Source organism: Levilactobacillus suantsaiihabitans (assembly GCF_004745505.1).
GTDB lineage: Bacteria > Bacillota > Bacilli > Lactobacillales > Lactobacillaceae > Levilactobacillus > Levilactobacillus suantsaiihabitans.
In genome coordinates this window covers 55,337-75,606 of the sequence record NZ_RKLX01000003.1, presented here as the reverse complement: position 1 = coordinate 75,606, position 20,270 = coordinate 55,337, and the positions used below count along the sequence as shown (strand labels likewise).

Sequence of the window (20,270 nt, the reverse complement as noted above, 5' to 3'; positions counted from 1 at the left end):
TAGGTCGTCAAACGGTCCGTCAACTTGCTAATTTTATGTAAACGGTTTTAACCTTGACCGATCTCGCTCCCCTGTCGCCGCTTTTTGGCAAGTGTCGCCGGTGACTAACGCTACTCAACTGACTATTTCCATTATAGAAGGTCAAATTAATTTGTCAGCAAGTTATCATCGGAAATTTATCACCACCAAATGAAAAAGCGGCCACAAACCTGATAAGACCGGTCCGTAGCTGCGATTCGCATACACCTGTTTTTTTGAAGAATTGGTCTGGCAATGGCCTTATCAGGTGGAAACCACCATTCAGCTTACCAACGATTGACAGCCAACGCCGTTATTAGTAAATTTATGAAACCAATCAATTGCACCTAATCGCCATTGGCGTTACACTACAATCAAGTTAGTAACAACGAGTGTTACTAACGAAGTCGTACCAAATCTTAATACTCTTTACGAGCAGCAATTAGCACTCCCCCAAAGTATCTAACCCTGCTCGTATCCCCCCTCAAGCCACGACTCTTCTCGTGGCTTTTTTGTCGTCTCCGACCCAACGCTTACTACAGGGGAGATAATGGCCGCCTACCGTTCGCCAAATATGGGACTGGAACGTGGTGAGCGGACCGATTGAGCCAAAGGGCGGTCTCAATCTCGCTTTGAGCCGAAACCCGCGTCTCAAAGACGCCAGTTCCCTAAACGGTAAAGCCCACCGTTAAGGGAACTCCCACGACTGAGCCCATATTTGGCGAACTCTCGGCTACGGTGGTGCCTGTCAGCAGCAATCGGTGAAGCTGGTTAGTGCCAGTTGGCCGCGGTCGCAACACAGTCGGGTCTGCACGACAGGTCTGACAGAGATGATCGGATGGATTGCGTAGAGGGCCATTACCTAGTTTGTCCCGGCATTCCGACTCGCATTTGGCGAACGGTAGGCGGCCAGCCTGGAACCCGCGTCTCAAGATGGCCACATAGCCGAAACGTGTGCCAACTGGCAACTGGTTCCGCTTAACACTGATAGACAAATAATCCAAAACCAGGATTATCCGTCTATCACCGTTAATGCTCGCCAGTTAACCGCCAGTTGTCACACTCTTTTTTCAGTCCAGGACCTGGACGCCGACGCCGATGAGACCAGGGCCCGTGTGGACGCCGAGGGCGGGCGACACGTCGCCAGCATACCAGTGGGCGACCTGCGGATACTTGGTCTGAAGCCGAGCTAGGACGTCTTGGCGCAACTCGGGATTGGCGCCATCGCACACGGCGATGTTGACGTGCTGGGCATCCCCCACGGCCGCATCGATCAACGCCAGTAATTTTGTGATAGTTCGCTTCTCGCCGCGGACCTTGGCGATCGGGTAGTAGACTCCTTCCGCATCACAGGAAATAATGGGCTTCACGTTCAGTAAGGTCCCGGCCATGCCGGCAACCTTGCCAATGCGCCCACCCGCCTGGAGGTATTTCAGACTGGGCACGTAGAAGAAGACCTTGGTCTGCGCCGTGACGCGTTCGACCTCTTGAACAATCTGGTCAAAGCTGTGGCCGGCATCCCGCAATTGCGCCGCGTAGATGGCCGCAAAACCACTACCGATCCCCACGCTACGGGTATTGATGACGTGGACCGTCAGCGGTGAATCGGCCGCTAACAGCTGGGTCTCTTGAAAGGTCCCCGATAGCGCCGCGGAAATGCACACGGCAATCACGTGAGTGTATCCCGACGCCTGAATCCGGTCGAAGGCGTCCACGATCATTTTACCCGTAGGACTGGCGGTCGTCGCCGGTTCAGTGGCCTGGCGCCGGTAAAATTCGGCCGGCGTGATCGTTAGGCGGTCCTCATAGACCCGGTCGCGAAAGATCACGTTCATCGGCATCAACGCCATATCGGCAGCTTTCAACACATCTGCCGGGACGTCGGAACACGAATCCACTAAAATGGCGATTTTTTCTGGTTGCATAGGAGTTACCTCATTTCTGCTAGTTTCACGTTTTGATGATAACTGCTATTATAGCGCAATCATCTAGTTTTGAAAACTAGGTCATCTGCCATTTGTTATGAAACGGTCGAAACCAATCGTCTAATTTGCTTTTACACCTAGTCGCTGACGCAATCTGTCAGGGCCACCACCTTTTGGCCGAAAAAAGTTTTTTCCTATTCATTTAAGCTGCGGCTAATCCTGTCATTAGGTCCTGCCACCAATTCACCGCCGCCGTCAATCCCGTTACTATTTTGTGCAGAATTCACACAGTTTGGTGGGGAACGCATGGAAACGGCACCATAAAAATCCCTATCCGCGCTAGACCGCCCGACAATGGGTTAAAAAAGTTAATTGCTTTGATATAAAATGTTTTTTGGCCTGCCAAAAATTATCCCCAACACGGTTGACATTGCGGCTAAATGGCCTATACTTACTGATGGAATTGAAGCGCGTCATTATCGTCAGTTTCGTAAATTTTGCCATTATTCGCACCATTTTCGCCACGCTGACGCGACAACGCGTTTACCAGGAAAAGCAGAAAGTCAATTCGACTACCTGAATTTCTAAGCCAATAGAAAAGAGGGATTTTATGAAGAATCATGAAACCAACGAGAAGAAGCACCATATGATCCAGTCCACTGGCAACGACCAGAAGAGTCTGGATGAAGTCAACGGCACGGTGGAGGTTCCGCAAAATGCGGGCTTCTGGCGCACACTGATGGCCTATACCGGCCCTGGTGCGCTGATTGCCGTCGGGTACATGGACCCCGGGAACTGGATCACGTCGATCGCCGGTGGTGCCCAGTACAAGTACACGCTGCTGACGGTGGTCTTGCTCTCTAGTTTGGTTGCCATGTTGCTACAAGCCATGTCCGCGCGACTGGGGATTGTGACCGGCAAAGACCTGGCGCAACTGACCCGGGAACGGACCGGCAAGCGCACGGGATTTGTCCTGTGGATCATCACCGAGCTGGCCATCATGGCCACGGATATCGCCGAAATCATTGGGTCGGCCATCGCCTTGAAGCTGTTGTTCGGCTTCCCATTGATTGTCGGTATCATCATCACCGCCATGGACGTCTTGGTCCTGCTGGTCTTGATGAAGTTAGGCTTCAGAAAGATCGAAGCCATCGTCGCCACCTTGGTCGCCGTTATCCTCTTCGTCTTCTTGTACGAAGTGATTTTGGCCCAACCCCACATGGGGGAAGTGCTTCAAGGCTACCTGCCTTCCAGCAAGGTCGTAACTAACCACGGCATGCTCTACCTGTCCTTAGGGATCGTCGGGGCGACGGTGATGCCCCATGACTTGTACCTGGGGTCATCGATTTCGCAGACCCGGAGCTTTGATCGTAAGGACCGCAAGAGTGTGGCCCAAGCCATCAAGTTCACCACGATTGATTCCAACATTCAATTGACGTTGGCCTTCGTCGTCAACAGTCTGTTGCTGATTTTGGGGGCCGCCTTGTTCTTTGGCACCGACAGTGACCTGGGCCGCTTCGTCGACCTGTTCAACGCGTTGAGCGATAGCCAAATCGTCGGCGCCATCGCCAGTCCTATCCTGAGTATGCTGTTCGCCTTAGCCCTCTTATCATCCGGGCAAAGTTCAACCATCACCGGGACGCTGGCTGGGCAAATCATCATGGAAGGGTTCATCAACCTGAAGATGCCACTGTGGGCACAACGGTTGCTCACCCGGCTGTTGTCCGTGACGCCAGTCATCATCTTCGCCATCATCTACCACGGTAATGAAGCGAAGATTGAAAACCTCCTGACGTTCTCCCAAGTCTTCTTAAGTATCGCGTTGCCATTTGCCATGATTCCGCTGGTCATCTTCACCAGTAGCAAGGACCTGATGGGCGAATTCGTCAACCGGACCTGGAGTAAGGTGCTTGGCTGGATCATCGCGGTCATCTTGATTATCTTAAACGTTTATCTGATTTTAAATACGGTGGGCATCGTCAAGTAAGCACACCACGCAACGGCTGGGACCAGGTCCTGGCCGTTTTTTTTGTATAAAACGGGTGCCAATCACAACGAGCCCCCGATGAGCTAGCGTTGACTTTCCCTTTAGTAGCGTGTATAACGGGAGAAAAGGTTCGTGAGGTGAGGTAATGACCCAATTAAAAATCGACCTGCGCACGCCGGATGTGGCGGACGCGCCGGCCCTATTTGCCCTGATTCAACAAGACCGAACTCATCTAGCCCGCTGGCTCCCCTGGGCAGCAACAACCCAATCGGTGGCTGACGAGCGCATCTTCTTGCGCTACTGTCAGGGCCGTATCGCCGACAAGCAGCTCTGGCTAGCCGTCATCTGGGTGGACGACCAGCCCGCCGGCATGATCGACCTGCACAACTTTCAGGACCGCCACGCCGACGTGGGCTACTGGCTCGGGCGCGATTTCCGCGGCCAAGGGGTCATTTCCCGCAGCCTGGCGCAGGTGGAAACGGTTGGCTTCGACCAACTGAACCTGGTCAAGCTAAACATTTTAGCGGCTACCGCCAACCACCCTAGCCGTCAGGTCGCCGAGCGCAACCACTACCATTTGGATGGCATCTTACGCCAGCACATCCCCGTCACCACGGGCTTTGCTGACGCGGCTATCTATTCGAAACTCGCTACTGAACAGTAACATCACCTGCAAAAAGGAGGTCCGTGACGTTGGTCACAGGCCTCCTTTTTTATTTTAATTTTGAATAATTCGTCTAAGCGCGTTGGCCGCCATCGACGGTGAATTCCGCACCGTTGGCAAATTTGGACTCGTCACTGCCTAGGTAGACGCAGACTTCGCCGATATCTTCGGGTTCGCCCATGTGGCCGACCGGAATGCCAGCGATGATTTGCTTGCGGGCCGCTTCGGGAACGATGGCCGTGTCGATCCAGCCCGGGTGGACCGAGTTGACGCGGATGGCGATCTTCCGTTGGGCCAGGTTCAGGGCTGTGGCGTGCGTCAACAGGCGCGTGCCGCCCTTGCTAGCGGAATAGGCCGGGGCAAATGGCAAGCCCACCAGTCCAGCAACGGAGGACACGTTGATGATGGAACCCTTGGCGTCGGCGGTGTCTTTCATGGCATGAATGGCCGCCTTTTCGCCTAGGAAGTTCGCCGTCAAGTTAACGTCAATGACCTTTTGCCAATCATCTAAGGATAAATCTTCAATGGCGCCGTTCACGCCACCAATACCGGCATTGTTGACCAGAATATCAACGCGGCCAAACTTGGCAACCGTGGCGTCAATCACCTTTTGCCAGTCGGCTTCCTTGGCCACATCCTGTTGGACGAACAGGCTCACATCTTCACCAAATTTGGCAACGGCGGCGTGACCCCCATCAACGTTGTGGTTAGCCGTCAGCACGACCTTGGCCCCTTCACGGACGTAGCAAGTCGCGATACCGAGGCCGATACCAGCCACCCCACCCGTAATAATCGCAACTTTATCTTTTAAACGATCTGTCATCATCAATCACCCTTTCAGCTTTTTGTACTTGTTCAGGTTATCACAGTTTATTTGATTTTTACAATAATTTTGCCTAATGATGACTGCTTTACACATTGAGTTGTGATGCCAATGATTAAGGATGATTGATAGTGGTTTTGGGCCCATGCAAAAAAGGGACGACCCATCCAGGCCATCCCTTCAAAAATCCTATTTCAAAACCCTAAAACGTATGTGGCAAAATCAATCCACCAGTCTCATCGTCATTCGGGTGGTCGCGTTTAACGACCAGTTCCTGGTTGACGAAGCTGGAGATCCCGGTTTGACCCAGTTCACGGCCGAAGCCGGACTTCTTGACACCACCGAATTCCAGTTCTGGCAAGGAGCTGAAGAAGGTGTTGACGAAGACCATACCCGTTTCGATGCGAGAGGCTAATTTGGCACCTGCTTCTTGACTGCCGGCGAAGACGATACCGCCCAGCCCGTAGTCGGCGTCGTTGGCCAATGCGACTGCGGCGTCGTCATCGGCGACCTTGTAGACTTGGGCAACGGGACCGAACATTTCCTTCCCGTATGCCGGGTTGTTCTTGTCGATGTCGGTCAAGATGGTTGGCATGAAGAATTGCCCATCATCATCGATCGGTTCGTGCACGTAGTAGGCCGTGGCCCCACCCGCGATGGCTTCGTTGACCTGAGCTTGGAGCTTTTCCTTGGCCTTCTTGGAGTTCATCGGCGCCAGCGTCGTTTCTGGATCCATCGGGTCGCCCATCTTCACGGATGAGAAGGCCGCCTTCAGGGAGGCTAGGAATTCGTCGTAGTGGTTGGCCGTCACGATAAAGCGCTTGGATGACGTGCAGACCTGGCCCGCATTGTAAAGCCGTGCCCGCGGTGCAATCGCGTTCACATCGGCCATATTGGCGTCGTGAGCCACGATAAAGGCATCGACCCCACCGAGTTCCATGGTGTTTTTCTTCAAATACTTCCCGGCAACTTCGGCGACCGCGGTCCCCCCACGTTCGGAACCAGTCAGCGCGACCCCTTGGACCCGCTTATCCGCAACGACGTCTGAGACTTGGTCGTAGGACAAGAACAGGTTGGTCAGTGCACCGTCTGGGGCGCCAGCGCGGCGGACGGCGTCTTCAAAGGCCAACGCTGAAGCCGGCGTGATGGCCGCATGCTTATACACGATAGGATCACCCACCGCAAAGTTAGGCGCGAAGATCCGCATCATTTGGTAGTATGGGAAGTTCCATGGTTCTACCGCCAGTAAGACGCCCAAGGGATGGTTTTCCAATTGGGCTTCCCCAGCAATAGTTTCAATCTTTCGTGGAGTCAGGAGTTCGGCAGCATGGTCGGCGTAGTAGTCGGCAATCATGGCACACAGAATCACTTCACCCTTGGCTTCGGTGTAGAGCTTGCCCATTTCCGTCGTCAGGACCTTGGCAAGGCTATCCGTTTCGTCACGGAAAATCTGTGCTAACTTGTGCAGGACCGGTGTCCGGGTAAAGACCGGGTCGTTGCGCCATTCTTTGTATAACTTTTGCGCCTTGGCGAGGCTTTCTTCGACGTATTCGGGTGTTGCGTTTTCATAGGTTTTAACCACTTCATTGGTATAGGGATTGGTAGTTTGGTAGGCCATCTTAATTTCCTCCTTATGGGGCTTTTGACGTTCACAATGTAACCCCTTACGAGAACTACTATACCCGTGGTATCCTTATAATACCAGCCTTTTGTTTGTGATGTTTTCCGCAAATTGTTTGTGAAACTAGCTGTGTTATCCATTTTCAACCGGTTGCATTTCTCGAATTGGTCTACCATATTTTCGACAATCAGGGGGTGCGACCAACCGGCAAATTTGACCGGCTTTCAAGTGAGGTGGCAAGACTAAACTGTGCCGCGGGGCAGCCGCTGAATGACCATTTAAAAAAGACCCGGAAAAATTTCCAGGTCCCCCAAGTTTGTTGCCTAAAGTTATGAAGCGTCTAACTCAACTTCCAACGATCCAAAATCCCGTTGAACAGCCGGTTAGCCGTTGTAATTTGGTCCAAGACAGTCCGCGGGTTCGCCGTGAAGTTGTCGTCAGCCCATTTGTTGATGATGCCTAACGCCCCGGCAGCAATGAATTCTGCGGACGTGTCGATGACATCTTCTTTTAAGTACCGGTACTCGGGCATTGCGTGAAGCAAAATTGACAGTCGTGATGCCACAAATTCATTCATCGATTGGCGCCAAACCCCATCATCGTACGGGTAGGCGTTCAAGAAAATCTTCGAATGATCGGCGATGCGTTCTAACAGTTGAATCACTGCCGGTCGCCAGTTCTCTAAGGTCAAGGTCATCGGTTGCTCATGCCGTGGCGCTTCAATAATGAAGTGCTCATACACAAACGCCAACAACTCATATTTATCCGCGAAATAGTAATAGAACGTTTTACGGTGAACTTCCGCCTCATCCGCAATCTCACGAACCGTGATCTTATCAAACGTATTGTGGTTCAACAACGAAGCCAAGGCCTCCGCAATTCGCTCCTTAGTTTCTGATGCAGCCATCGTGATACCTCCAATCATTTACACACTATCTATGTTTAAGTATTGCACGTTACTAGGCATCCCCCCCGGAAGCTAGCAACTGTCACTAACGTCCTAAGCTGACTAAAATTATACGCGTTCTCCCGCCAGAAGAAACCCCTTTCGCGAAAAAAAGCCGCAATTTTAGCAACCGATTATGTCTATTAATAATCGTACGCTAGAGTATTTGAACAGGATTGATTATAGCATATCTTGGGACTGATTGCGTGATAGATTTGTGTGTAACACTTAAATCGCACGCAATTTGTCAGAATTTAGGGGGTCTCTGGCAAAATCACGTGGTCTTCGTTCGTTTTTAGCTGGCCTTCTAGCCGCAAGAGCGCTTGTTTACGCGCCAAGCCGCCAGCGTAGCCTGTCAATTCCCCGCCACCGGCAACCACCCGATGACACGGAATCACGAGACTGATCGGATTGTGTCCGACCGCTCCACCAATCGCCTGAGCACTAACGAAGTGGCCCACTTGGTCACCGACCACTGTCGCTAGCGTCCCGTACGTTGTCACCTCACCATAAGGAATTCGCCGCAGCTGGTCCCACACCGCCTGACGAAACGGCGTGCCTGCGGGTTGGACCGCAAAGTCTACGGTCGGCTTTTTGCCAGCGAAGTAGGCGTCCAGCCACGCCTGCACCTTGGTAAAAATAGGCCGTTGCTCCAGCAAGGTTAACCTGGGCAACGTGCTACCGTAATATTTTTGATCCACAAACCACAGGCCGTTGAGGGCCAGTCCATCTGACATCGCTGTCATTGGCCCCAACGGTGTGTTGAGCTGCTGTTTGAGCATGGCAATTCCACCTTTTTGTCTTATTTTACCATTAAAAAAGCGAGTGGGCTAATTTGCCTACTCGCTGATTTAAATGACTGAAGTTTAGTGGTATAAATCAAAGCGACCCTTGGCCAAGGTGGTACTCAAATGGGCACTTTCCATCAAGGAACGGTCGGTGATGATCTTCTTCATTGCGGAAGCCACGTACCCGTGAATCTTCTTCTTACTACTGAAGATTTCGCCGATACCGTCACGGTCACTCAAGGAAGCCACGGTCCCGCTAGACTTGTAAACAAACGGCCGCGTTTCGTGACCACGCAGAGCCAAGCCGATGTTCTTGGCGGCATGGGACCCACAGGCCAAAGCGATTTGCGCCGTCGTCGGGTATGGCCGCCCGCTGTCGGGATCCATGACCGCAGCGACATCCCCCACGATGTAAACCTCGGGGTGGCCCTCCAAACTCAGGTCGTCCTTGACCACGACCCGGTTACGCCGTTGTTCGAAACCGGAGTCCGCAATGACCTGCGAACCACTGACCCCCACGGTCCACACGATGGTGTTGGCCTTGACTTCGTGTTCCGCCTCGTCATCGCTGTTCTTATCTTGGTAAACGACCGCGCCCGGCTTGATTTCGGTAATGGCCGCACCCAGCTTCATTTCGATGTGGTGCTTGGACATGAAGGCCAACGCGTAGTCTGCCAGGGACTTGTCAAACATTGGCAAAATGCTCTTGCCCATTTCCAGGCAAACGACCTTGAAGGCTGGCGTGTTGTAACGCGTCTGCAGCTTAGGTAAGGATTGGCTGAGTTCCCCTAACAGTTCGATTCCGGTAAAGCCGGCCCCACAAACGGCGATGGTCAAATCGTTTTCGTCTTGCGTTTGGGCGTAGTTCTTGGCCTTTTCTTCAATGTGTTGGTAAACCGCTTCGGACGTTTCCAAATCATCCATTGGTAAGGCGTTTTCGGCGGCGCCCTTCAGCCCGAACGTTTCGGACTGGAAGCCCAGCGCCAAGACCAGATAGTCATAGGTCAGTGGTGCATGGTTCTCCAAGGTGACTTGCTTTTGGTCCACGTCAACGTTGGTGACCGTGTCCCGGATAAAGTTGACCCGGCTACCAATCACATCATTGATCTCATAAGTAATCCGTTCCGGCGCAATGGTCCCCGCCGCAACCTCATGCAAATTCGTCTTTTCTGTGTGTGTCCCCGTCTTATCAACCAGCACAATCTGGTCTTCGCTAGGAACCTCGCGTTGCAAGAACTTAATGGCCCGCATACCGGCGTATCCGCCACCTAGAACTAAAATCGTTGCCATAATGAAACGACCCCTTTTCTGTTTTAGAAGTTCTCCCCGAACGCAGTCAGTCGTTAACATTTCCGATGATTAAAACGGTTACATTTTAACCAGTGACCACGACTCCCCCCATTTGGAAATCTGTGGATAATCTAACTGTCAGGGATGATTTATCTCTATTATACGGCTTATCAGGTGAAAAACCAGCTGGAAACAATCGTAATCTTTTTCACAATTAATCACACACAATTCAATCGCTGATATGTCAATGCTTAAACGGTTTTCCGCCTGACAAACTGGCATCGCTAATCATGTAGAATCATACCAAGAACTAGCCATTTCCGCCACCATTCCGCCTTCAAACTAAAATAGCGAAAACCAGTTACCTGCGGCTGTCAGGGATTCCGCCTGCTAGGGGGGGCTTCCGGTTCGCTTGAGAGCCTGACAAAACCCCTGTCAGCCGCAGGCGGCCCCGCACCATCCTCCCCTTAAGCGTTTACGCCAGACCAAGAAGTCGTTTTAGCTGAAATTCACGGCCGAAACCGTTAAAGTAGACCTTAGTTAAGTCAATCGCAAAACTAGGAGGAATTTCATGACAACTTTAATTATTGGTGCCCACGGCCACGTTGGCCAGCACATCGTCAAGCAACTCGCCGCTACCGGTGAAACCGTTTATGGTGGGATTCGCAATGCCCAACAAGCGGACATCATCAAAGATCTTGGCGGGCAACCCCGGATGTTTGACCTGATGGGAACCGCCGACGCCATGGTCCCCGCAATGAATGATGTCGACACGGTGATTTTCTCCGCGGGGTCCGGCGGCAGTACCGGCGATGACATGACGCTAAACATCGACCTCGACGGCGCCATCAAGTCAATGATTGCCACGGAAAAGGCGGGCATCAAGCGCTTCATCATCGTGAGTGCCCTGGGCACCGACGACCGGTCCTTCTGGGAAAAGTCGGGCATCCGGCCATATTACGTGGCCAAGTACTACGCCGATGAATGGCTGCGGCACCGCACCAACCTCGACTACACCATCGTTCGTCCCGGCCTCTTGACCAATGACGACCCGACCGGCAAGATCACGTTAGCCCCTGAAGCCAGCGATACCCAAAGCATCTCCCGGGCCGACGTAGCCGCAACGGTGGTCGCCATCGTTCAACACCCACTACCAGGCAAGACGATTGAACTGGTCAACGGTGACGTGCCAGTGACCGATGCGGTCCAATCCGTTTAAACTTAAAAAGGAGCGTCTGGCGACAATCCCTGTCCCGACGCTCCTTTTATGTGACTATTGCGTGACAAACCTGCAGCCGGCGCAACGCGACTCATCAGTTATGCTAAAATAATTGTGACCTGTCACCGTGATTTTGACGGGTCACTGTACATACCCGTCCGCCCCAGCGTTCCAACCCATATTTGGCGAACGGTAGGCGGCCAGTTTCCGCTATGAACTGGCAATTAGCTAGCCTCATTACGATCAGTCGCATGATAACGAGCTACGCTTTACATTTCAGCCCTTAGATTTCCAATAGCAATGTCGCGTTAAGCTTCATTTGGTAGGCTTACTTAAGTTGGCTGTCCGTGTGGCGCTGGTCCAGGCTCAAGGCGCTGGCGTCCACGTTGGTTTGGACCTGCTGGGACAATTGCTTAGTCGTGGTGGGCTTTTTCAGCCGAATCTTGATGACCTGCACTTCAGTGTTAGGCCGTGGATTCAACGTGATCGTGGTCCGCTCAATGGTTGGAGCTGCGGCGGCAGTGGCCGGTTTCACAGCAGCTGAGGCGCCGGCGGACGTGGCCAGTAACGTGGTCACCGTCATGGCCCCCAACAAGGCTTTTGTCATCATCGTTTTTACTTTGGTCATTCAAACCACTCCTCTTTTTGCACTTGGCGTTTTCGATAGTCTAGTTATACCACGACTGCCGGCGCGCAATCTTTAAGGGGACTTAAGCTTCGTCTTAGAATTTCTTAGATTTCATTTCAAATTTTCTGGTAAACTGTTGGCACCCCACGTTGATTAAGGAGTTTTGTACATGATGAAAAATACAATTTTACTGGTGGAAGACGAGGAAGGCCTCGCCAGTTACGTTGCGAAAGAATTAACGTTTGAAGATTTTGATGTCCTGACCGCCGCTGACGGCGAAGCGGCCTGGGAAACGTACCAGCGCGAAAAGGATAAGTTGTTGCTGGTCTTGCTCGACTGGATGCTGCCCAAGATGGACGGCATGGAGGTCCTGCGGCGGATTCGCAAGCATGATGAACTGCCCGTCATCATGATGACCGCGCGCGATTACCTGGGCGACAAGGTCACCGGCCTGGACAACGGCGCCGACGACTACATCACCAAGCCGTTTGAAATCGAAGAACTGCTGGCCCGCATTCGCGTGATTCAGCGACGAACCGCCCACCAAAGCGGCTTGGATCAAACGTATCAGTTGGGTGACTTGACTTTGGTCACCAAGACCCGCCAAGTCGACCGGGCCGGCGAGACGATTCAGCTGACTCAACGTGAATACGATCTCCTCCTATTTTTGATGCAACATCCCGGCCAGGTCTTCACCCGCGACGAGCTCCTCGACAACGTCTGGGGTGTGGACTTCTTGGGCCAGCAAAACGTGGTCGACGTGTACATCGGCTACCTGCGCAATAAAATCGACGTGGCCGACGCCCCGCACCTCTTTCACACGATTCGCGGTGTCGGCTACAGTCTAAAGGAAGATGATCCCGATGAGCACTAACCACACGCCGCGGACCTACGCGGACATCATTCGTCATTCATTTACCAGCCTGTTGATCACGATTGGGCTGATCATCGTGTTGACTGTCAGCATCACTCTGACAGTCGACCAACTGTTGCGCGCGCAGGACCAAGCGGAGCGGCTCAGTGCCAGTTTACAAACGACGCAGGTCAGTAATTTTAAGGACTGGTTGACGGTCAATCGCAGTAGCGGTCTGAACTCACACAACACCTTTGTCTTGATCAAAAATAATGACGGCACCACCACCTCCCTGTTGCCCCACGGCTCCGAGCTGGTCAAGGCCAGCAACTGGTCGATTCCGTTCACCCACCTGGTCTACATCAAGGGCTGGGGCCTGTACTTCTCGGAAACACTGCGAACCGGCACACACACCTACTACCTCTTCATTGGGATGCACGTGCTGGTCGGCAACCTGCACGTCTTGATTTCCGTGCTGATCATCGCCATTGGCTTGAGTCTCTTGGTCGGTCTGTTGTACGTCCGCCGTCTCGCCAAGAGTCTGAGTGCGCCGACCATTTCGCTGGCGACCGCCGCCCAGCAAGCTGCCGCCAACCCGGACGTCAGTCAGCCCGAGTTGCCCCAACCCACGGAGCCCGTCGAAGTCGCCCAGCTGGCGCGGGATTTCAACCAATTACTGGCCGCGCAAAATGGCCGGTTGGAGCGTGAACGCCAATTCATCTCCGACGCCTCGCACGAACTGCGGACGCCCATCGCCACGATTCGGGGGAATTTAAAACTGATCGAACGCCGCGGCAAGCAGCACCCCGAGGTCATCCCCGAGTCGCTGGGCTTCATCGACCAGGAATCGTTGCGCATGCAACACCTGATTGAAAACCTCCTACATTTGTCACGAGCCGACCGCGCTGAGGTGGACCTGAAACCGCTGGACCTGGCCAAATTGGCCCAGGCCGTGGTCACCCACTACCAGCCGTTGGTCAGCCAACGCGTGACCTTCGCCAGCCCCAAACAACCGGTCATGGTCAACGCGGACGCCGACATGCTGCATCAGATCTTAATTGCCCTACTGGACAACGCGCACAAATATTCCCCGTCCGACCAGCAGATTCACGTCATCATCGCCCAAACGGCCACGACCAGCACCGTGACAGTCGCCGACCACGGCCCCGGCATTCCGGTAGCCGACCGCGAACACATCTTCGAGCGGTTCTACCGGATGGACGCCTCCCGGTCGACCAAAATCGCCGGTAGCGGCCTGGGGCTGGCCATCGTGTCACAACTGGTCCAGCTCAACCAAGGCGACATCACCGTGACGGACAACGATCCGCACGGCGCCTGCTTCACCGTCACTTTGCAAAACGCAGCGGCTACGAAATAGGTTGGCCTTTGGCAACGGGAGATGAGTCTTTCCGCCTGCCGTTGCGCGAAAATGGGCTGGAACGCGGTGGGCGGACCGGTCGAGCCAAAAGGCGGTCTCGCCCTCGCTTTGAGCCGCAAGCCACGTCTCAAAGACGCCAGTTTGCTAAGCGGCATGAATCGTGCCACTAAGCAAACTCCCACGGCTGAGCCCATTTTCGCTCCGCTCTCGGCTACGATTGGGGATTGTCAGCGACGACTGGTTCGGCCGCTACGTTGGTTGCGTGGTGACTGCGTTCTTCTCTGCTGGGGGTTGACCAGCGCCGATCTAGCAGTGATTCTGTTTCATGTACTCTCAGGTATGCTAGCAGCCGCCCCTGTGCACTCGCCAGCACCTGACTAAACCGGTTCATAGCAAGCATTGGCCGCCGTCAATAGTTGCTCCATCCTATTGGGCCAACTAATCCTGACGGCGGAACCCTGACAACCGTGGGCACTAGTCTGCCCCATTTCTAATCAAATCCGCAGTTAAGCCGCTCACCGATAAAACTAAGAAATTCTCAGGGAATCCTTAAAGAAACTTGGTGGTTATCGCTACCTTTTCTCGGTATACTGAATCCATCAAATGAAAGGAAGCGTGCTTATGCTGATTGATGACAATCCAAAAATTAAGAGCATCACTCCCGCTCAAATTACCAAGGTGTTCTATCCCTACGTAATCGCGAAAACGGAAGCCGGGAGCTACGTCAACATTAACCTGAGCGACAAGGAGCGCAAGGACCCGCTGTTCTGGGAATCCATTAGCAACATTGCGAAAGCCAAGCTGTGGGTCCCCATCGGCGAACGGTTCCACCAGCTCCTGTCCTACGACTGGACTTATGCCGCCGAGTAACATCCTTTAATCTAAAAATCTCCGGCCGCTTGCCTTCCTGGTGAGCGGCCTTTTTTGGCGGGTTACTTTAAACTGGCCGCCTGCCACCGTCCAGAGACAGTTGACGCGCTCACCACTCTCACCGGTACCGCTGGCGAAGGCGTTTGGCCTCACCCACAAAAAAAGCCCGGACCGTAGCCCAGACTTTCGCGCACACCATCATTCAACTGCAACCTGAAAGTTGAAACTAGAATTAACACGTCTGCTGCCAAGGGTTAAGGCAATCATTGTTGGCAAGCACTTCTGTAGCCGAGAGTTCGCCAAATATGGGTTCAGCCGTGGGAGTTGTCTTAGCGGCGCGGTTCATGCCGCTTAGACAACTGGCGTCTTTGAGACGTGTTTTCCGGCTCAAAGCGAGGTGTCGAGACCGTCCTTTGGCTCGACCCGTCCGCCCCAGCGTTCCAACCCATATTTGGCGAACGGTAGGCGACCAGTTCCCGCTATGACGCTGTCAACAACTAATCGCCGATTTTTGTCTTTCAACCTTCAACCACCATTACAAACGTGAGGAATTTTGCAAGATCTCGGCTTTTTTCCGCAGGTCGCCGCGGGTCTGGCTGGCCAAAATCTTGGTGGGCCGAGCTAAGTAGCCGTCAATTGTACCGCCGATGCTAGCGAGCCAGAAGCTCATGAATCCCCAGACACTGGCTGACCATTCTTGCTTGAAGGCCAGCGTAAATGCGGCAATGATCACAAACAAGACCAGGTTGATCATCGCCGATGCCCCCTGCCGCCCTAGCCGATTAAAGTAAGGGTATTGCCACGTCCACAGACCGTCGACCAGCAAGAAACCAAAGATCACGCCCAACGCGATCCGCACCCCGTGCACGTGATCGACCGCCGTGGTTAAGCTCAACAGGACCATCAGCGCCATCAGAAACCAAAAGGAATGAAAAGCGTATCGCCAATCAAACTTCATTTAAATCGCCTCACTTTCCGTAGCCGGTTGGCTTTATTTGGTTCTGAATTGTAGCATGGCTGAGCTTAAATAAAAATAACGCCACTCCTAATGGTTAGGATAGTAGCGTTACCAACGTGATGATCTAAGGCCATTAAATTTGTCTAAAGCTTAGTGCTGGTTGCGTTTCAGCGCGATGAGCATGCTTAATAAAGCCCCCAGGCCGGCAATCGTTAAGACCCATAAGGCCCACTGCGACCCGGTTGCCGTTTTGACCGCCGTGCTGCCTGCATTGCCGGCTTGGCTGGCCGCAATCATGGCGGACACGATGGCGGTCCCCATGGCGCCGGCAAACTGTTGCATCGCATTCATCAAGGCGTTGCCATCGGCCTTGAGCGTGGCTGAGAGCTGTTTTAAGCCGTCCGTCATGATGTTACCGAATGATGAGCCGACACCGATCATATAGCCCACATACAGCCCGAGAATGGCCCAGGCGGACAGGTCCTTGGCGCCGACGGTCATGATGAGCAACATCACGACGACCAGGCCGAGCCCCAGCAGAATTGGGCGTTTGGCGCCGAACCGGTCTAAAATGTGGCCACCGATCGGCGAAAACGCAGCCCCAATCACCGCCCCGGGCAGGACCACCAGCCCCGCGATAAAGGCGGATTGGTGATCGACCAGCTGCAGGTAATTCGGCAGAACAAATGACAGCCCCAGTGCGGTGATCTGCAGGAGGAAAAACGCCAGCAGGTGCCAGGCAAACGCCGGATTGGCGAGGGCTTGCAGGTGAATCAACGGCTGGGCTTGGTGTTGCGACCGTCGCACGAAGAAGATGAGGCCCACCAGTCCGAGGGCCATGGCACCGCCCACCGACCAACTCAAAAATGGCTGATCACTCAGCGAGCTAAACCCAAAGATCAGCCCGGCAAACGTGACGATGACCCCCAGCATGCTCCAAAAATCAAAGTGTTCCGCTTGCGTAGGGGATACCTGGCGAATCGTCTTGATCCCCACGAAAAATGACACGATCAAAAACGGCAACAAAATCCAAAAAATATAGCGCCAATTCAAATGAGTGACCAGCACCCCGCCGTACGTCGGCCCAATGGCGGGGCCAATCGCCGTGATCAGCGTACCGACCCCGGTCATCATCCCAATGCGGCTGAGCGGCACCTGTTCCAAGATGATGTTAAACATCAACGGCAAGGCGATCCCAGTCCCAAAACCTTGAATGGCCCGGCCTGCCAACAGCCAGGAAAAGCTGGTCGCACAGGCGTCGATGACCAACCCGGTGATGAATAAGAGGTTGGCCACCACGAAGAGTTGTTTCAATTTAAAGCGGCGTTTCAAATAAGATGAAACGGGCACGATACAGGCCACAATCAACAGGTACAGCGTGGTCATCCACTGGACCGTCCCCGTGGTCACCTGAAACTGGTCCATGAGCGTGGGAAAGGTGATGTTCATCGCGGTCTCCACGATGACGCCACTCAGCGACATCAAGCCGGTCGCCAGGACCGCCCCCACCACGCGCGGGTCAATTTTTTCTTTCGTCATTTCGCTATCACTCCTTTGTCGTGTGCCACTGACTGATGTTGCGTAAGGCGTGGCGAAAGGCCCGTGCCTCCCCGGCTGTTAGGTCGGCCACCATCTTGGCATCCTGTTGTTCCAAATGTTGTTGCACGATGGGCACCAACTGCTGGCCCTTAGGCGTCAGCCGCAGTTGCCGTTTGCGACTATCACTAGCAGCCACCACCCGGGTGACCAGGTCGCGTTCCACCATGCGTTTCACGAGCAGTGAGGCCGTCGACCGTTGCACGTGAAATTCGTGTTCCAGGTCGACCTGAAACACGGTCGCCGTGGGATGACGGCCCAAAAAGTCGACCAAGGATAGCTGCATCCCCGTCAACCCGTATTGGCGGGCAAAATCGTTCATTTCTTGGTTCATTTGGTGCTCGGCATCACGCAGCCAAGCCCCTAACCGGCGTTCGGTCATGAGAATCGTCCTCCTTTTTGTTAGTCAGCTAACAATTTTAAGCGATTGGTGGCTGATTTTCAAGGGGAGATTTGTGAAACGAGCCCGGGGTAGAATTTTACACCTCAAGGCGATGCCGAAACGTTCCGCCAACTGGTACACGCTGGCCAAAAAAACGAGCCTGGAATAAAATCTCCCAAGCTCGTTTCTTTCACCTTTACTTAGCTGAAACGTGTGCCAAAAGGCAGCCGGTTCCGCTTAAACCTGATAACCGAACAATCCAAGACCAGGATTTTTCGGTTATCAGCCTTAATGCTCGCCGGCTAATCGCCTTTTGTCTCACTCTCCTTCGTTTCATAATTCAATTAAAGATTGTCACCCTGCGCCCGCAACAGCTCTCCTAAGGAAGGTTGCTGGGTCGTGTCGATGTGATTTTCCTTGGCGTAAGCGTCAACGGCGTCTTGCCCATACAACTTCGGATCGAGTGGCATGAAGGCCGTCCCAATCGGATCATCGTCCTTGATGACGGCGTTGACCACGATTGGCTTGCGGTTGCCCTTGGCCTGCAGGTCCTTGATTTGATCGAAGACCTCAGCGACCTCGGCGTTGTTGGTAACGGTAAAGCCGATACCGCCCAGCCCTTCAGCCACCTTGGCCCAATCGGCATCGGTCAAATCGACCCCGTACAAGTGTTGCTTGGTGTCGATCTGTTCGCGGTAGATGAAGCCGAAACGCCGGTTACTGAAGACCACGTTGATGACCGGCAAGCCGTAACGCGCTTCAGTAATGATATCGGGTGCCACCATCGCGAAGCCCCCGTCACCGGACAGTGACCAGGCCTGGGCATCTGGAACGCTCAAGGCCCCGGCTAACCCGGCTGGCAGGCCGTAGCCCATCGTGGCAAACAGCCCGGATAAGGCGAAACGTTGCTGCTGATCCATTGGCAAACCGCGGACCGCCCATTCGGAAACGTTCCCAGTGTCGACCCCATAGGTATCCTTAGGGCCCACCATTGACGCAATCTTCTTGGTGACGGCTTCGGGCGCCAGGCCATTGCTGTCATCTGCGGCCAATTGATCCAGCCAGTGGTTCCAGTTTTGCTTGTTTTGCCGGTTAGCAGTCAACCAAGCTGTTTCAGGTAATGTTTCACCCGTGGCATTCATCGCCTGTAGGAAGCTCTTAGCATCGCTCAAGACGGCGTAATCAACGGGAACCATCTTGCCAATATCAAAGGAATTGTTATTGACTTGAACAATCTTGATATCCTTCGGCCAGAATTGGGCAAAGGGGAACTCGGACCCTAAGAACAGAATCAGGTCGGTATGTTGCAGGGCTTCAAAGCCCGACTTGGACCCGAGCCGGCCAAAGGTTCCGATGGCGTTGGGATGATTTGTCGGAATGACACCAGTCGCGGGCACCGTGTTTAACACGGGCAGGTTGAACTGTTCACTGAATTGGACCAGTTCAGCGCGCGCTCCCAGCAAGCCCCGGCCTGCGTAGACCAGTGGATGCTTGGCCGCCTTCAACAGCTTCAATGTTTCTTGAATGGCGGCCGGGTCGATCTGTTGCGTAAAGGAATTCGAGACGACGTTAGGTGTCTTAACCGGTTCGTAGTCGATCTCTTCAGCGGCTAAATTTTCGGGGATGATGACGACCGCTGGCCCCTTTTGCCGGTAGGCTTCGCGAATCGCTTGGTTCACGACGTACGGCAGTTGTGCCGCCGTGGTGGCCGTCCGATTGTACACAGCCACGTCACTGAACATCGGTGTTTCATCCATTTCTTGGAAATAATTCGTGTTCATCGCGGCCTGGGGCACCTGGCCAACCAATGCCAACATCGGCACGTGATCCATCTTGGCGTCATACAGACCGTTAAACAGGTGGGTGGCACCGGGGCCGGCAGACCCAAAGGCCACGCCAACCTTACCAGTGAATTTCGCATCGGCCGCGGCGGCTAAGGCCCCCACTTCTTCATGGCGCACCTGAATATAATCGATATTGGCCTTTTCTAGGTACAACCCTTCAACCGTATGATTGATTGAGCCACCAGGAATCCCGTAAATATGGTTAACGTCCCAGGCTTCTAAAACCTTCACTAACGCTTGTCCAGCAATCATCTTTGACATCTAAATCGCGCTCCCTTGTGGTAAGGATGGGCGGCCGCCATGCGTGGTCGAACACCCCGAAATCATTGATTGGTAACATCATAGTCCCCCACCAACGAAAAGGCCAGTAATTTGACTTACTTTTTGTAAGTGATTAAATGCACTTGTTAGCGGTTACAGTCCTGACGCGGGTTGCGGCGGGACTCGTCCCAGCATCTTGACCCAACGCAAAAAGAGCCT

Annotated in this window: 17 protein-coding genes; 6 read left to right on the top strand and 11 right to left on the bottom strand. The window is 53.6% G+C overall.

Features of this window, described 5'->3' with window-relative positions; translation table 11 throughout:
• Window positions 1–1,088: 1,088 nt before the first annotated feature.
• Window positions 1,089–1,943: a DegV family protein gene (locus tag EGT51_RS02770; RefSeq protein ID WP_135367281.1), complete on the bottom strand. Its 855-nt coding sequence runs from the start codon at window positions 1,941–1,943 to the stop codon at window positions 1,089–1,091.
• 610 nt (window positions 1,944–2,553) lie between these two features.
• Here EGT51_RS02770 and EGT51_RS02765 point away from each other — a divergent pair.
• Both EGT51_RS02765 and EGT51_RS02760 read left to right on the top strand, forming a co-directional pair.
• Window positions 2,554–3,930, top strand: a complete 1,377-nt coding sequence (locus EGT51_RS02765; RefSeq protein ID WP_135367280.1) for an Nramp family divalent metal transporter — start codon at window positions 2,554–2,556, stop codon at window positions 3,928–3,930.
• Between the two features lie 145 nt (window positions 3,931–4,075).
• Entirely contained in the window at window positions 4,076–4,594 is a 519-nt protein-coding gene (locus EGT51_RS02760) for a GNAT family N-acetyltransferase (protein WP_135367279.1), read from the top strand.
• 73 nt (window positions 4,595–4,667) lie between these two features.
• On the opposite strand, the gene EGT51_RS02755 is transcribed toward EGT51_RS02760, so the two are convergent.
• The 5 genes from EGT51_RS02755 to EGT51_RS02735 all read right to left on the bottom strand — a co-directional run bounded on the left by EGT51_RS02755 (window position 4,668) and on the right by EGT51_RS02735 (window position 10,062).
• On the bottom strand, window positions 4,668–5,417 hold the full coding sequence (locus EGT51_RS02755; RefSeq protein ID WP_135367278.1) for a glucose 1-dehydrogenase: 750 nt from the start codon (window positions 5,415–5,417) through the stop codon (window positions 4,668–4,670).
• 202 nt (window positions 5,418–5,619) lie between these two features.
• Window positions 5,620–7,035: an NAD-dependent succinate-semialdehyde dehydrogenase gene (locus EGT51_RS02750; RefSeq protein ID WP_135367277.1), complete on the bottom strand. Its 1,416-nt coding sequence runs from the start codon at window positions 7,033–7,035 to the stop codon at window positions 5,620–5,622.
• Between the two features lie 343 nt (window positions 7,036–7,378).
• Window positions 7,379–7,945 carry a TetR/AcrR family transcriptional regulator gene (locus tag EGT51_RS02745; protein WP_135367276.1) on the bottom strand — a complete coding sequence of 189 codons (567 nt, stop codon included), beginning with the start codon at window positions 7,943–7,945 and terminating at the stop codon, window positions 7,379–7,381.
• A 293-nt stretch (window positions 7,946–8,238) separates the two neighbouring features.
• Window positions 8,239–8,766, bottom strand: a complete 528-nt coding sequence (locus tag EGT51_RS02740) for a methylated-DNA--[protein]-cysteine S-methyltransferase (protein ID WP_135367275.1) — start codon at window positions 8,764–8,766, stop codon at window positions 8,239–8,241.
• Window positions 8,767–8,850: 84 nt separating this feature from the next.
• A complete protein-coding gene (locus tag EGT51_RS02735; protein WP_135367274.1) occupies window positions 8,851–10,062 on the bottom strand; it encodes an NAD(P)/FAD-dependent oxidoreductase in 1,212 nt (403 codons plus the stop codon).
• Between the two features lie 571 nt (window positions 10,063–10,633).
• Here EGT51_RS02735 and EGT51_RS02730 point away from each other — a divergent pair.
• Window positions 10,634–11,281 (top strand): SDR family oxidoreductase, encoded by a 648-nt coding sequence (locus tag EGT51_RS02730; RefSeq protein WP_135367273.1) that lies wholly within the window; start codon window positions 10,634–10,636, stop codon window positions 11,279–11,281.
• A 328-nt stretch (window positions 11,282–11,609) separates the two neighbouring features.
• Here EGT51_RS02730 and EGT51_RS02725 read toward each other — a convergent pair whose 3' ends face one another.
• Window positions 11,610–11,909, bottom strand: a complete 300-nt coding sequence (locus EGT51_RS02725) for a hypothetical protein (RefSeq protein WP_135367272.1) — start codon at window positions 11,907–11,909, stop codon at window positions 11,610–11,612.
• Window positions 11,910–12,081: 172 nt separating this feature from the next.
• On the opposite strand from EGT51_RS02725, the gene EGT51_RS02720 reads away from it, so the two are divergent.
• The 3 genes from EGT51_RS02720 (at window position 12,082) to EGT51_RS02710 (ending at window position 15,010) form a co-directional block, all read left to right on the top strand.
• Entirely contained in the window at window positions 12,082–12,783 is a 702-nt protein-coding gene (locus EGT51_RS02720) for a response regulator transcription factor (RefSeq protein ID WP_135367368.1), read from the top strand.
• On the top strand, window positions 12,773–14,140 hold the full coding sequence (locus tag EGT51_RS02715; RefSeq protein ID WP_225428668.1) for a sensor histidine kinase: 1,368 nt from the start codon (window positions 12,773–12,775) through the stop codon (window positions 14,138–14,140). Before EGT51_RS02720 ends, EGT51_RS02715 begins: the two co-directional genes overlap by 11 nt.
• Window positions 14,141–14,761: 621 nt before the next feature.
• Window positions 14,762–15,010 (top strand): hypothetical protein, encoded by a 249-nt coding sequence (locus tag EGT51_RS02710; protein ID WP_135367270.1) that lies wholly within the window; start codon window positions 14,762–14,764, stop codon window positions 15,008–15,010.
• Between the two features lie 535 nt (window positions 15,011–15,545).
• On the opposite strand, the gene EGT51_RS02705 is transcribed toward EGT51_RS02710, so the two are convergent.
• From EGT51_RS02705 to EGT51_RS02690, 4 genes are all read right to left on the bottom strand, one after another.
• Window positions 15,546–15,968 carry a hypothetical protein gene (locus EGT51_RS02705; protein WP_135367269.1) on the bottom strand — a complete coding sequence of 141 codons (423 nt, stop codon included), beginning with the start codon at window positions 15,966–15,968 and terminating at the stop codon, window positions 15,546–15,548.
• A gap of 150 nt (window positions 15,969–16,118) precedes the next feature.
• Window positions 16,119–17,507, bottom strand: a complete 1,389-nt coding sequence (locus tag EGT51_RS02700; protein WP_135367268.1) for an MFS transporter — start codon at window positions 17,505–17,507, stop codon at window positions 16,119–16,121.
• A gap of 7 nt (window positions 17,508–17,514) precedes the next feature.
• Window positions 17,515–17,946 (bottom strand): MarR family winged helix-turn-helix transcriptional regulator, encoded by a 432-nt coding sequence (locus EGT51_RS02695; protein ID WP_135367267.1) that lies wholly within the window; start codon window positions 17,944–17,946, stop codon window positions 17,515–17,517.
• Between the two features lie 344 nt (window positions 17,947–18,290).
• A complete protein-coding gene (locus EGT51_RS02690) occupies window positions 18,291–20,051 on the bottom strand; it encodes a thiamine pyrophosphate-binding protein (protein WP_135367266.1) in 1,761 nt (586 codons plus the stop codon).
• Window positions 20,052–20,270 lie beyond the last annotated feature (219 nt).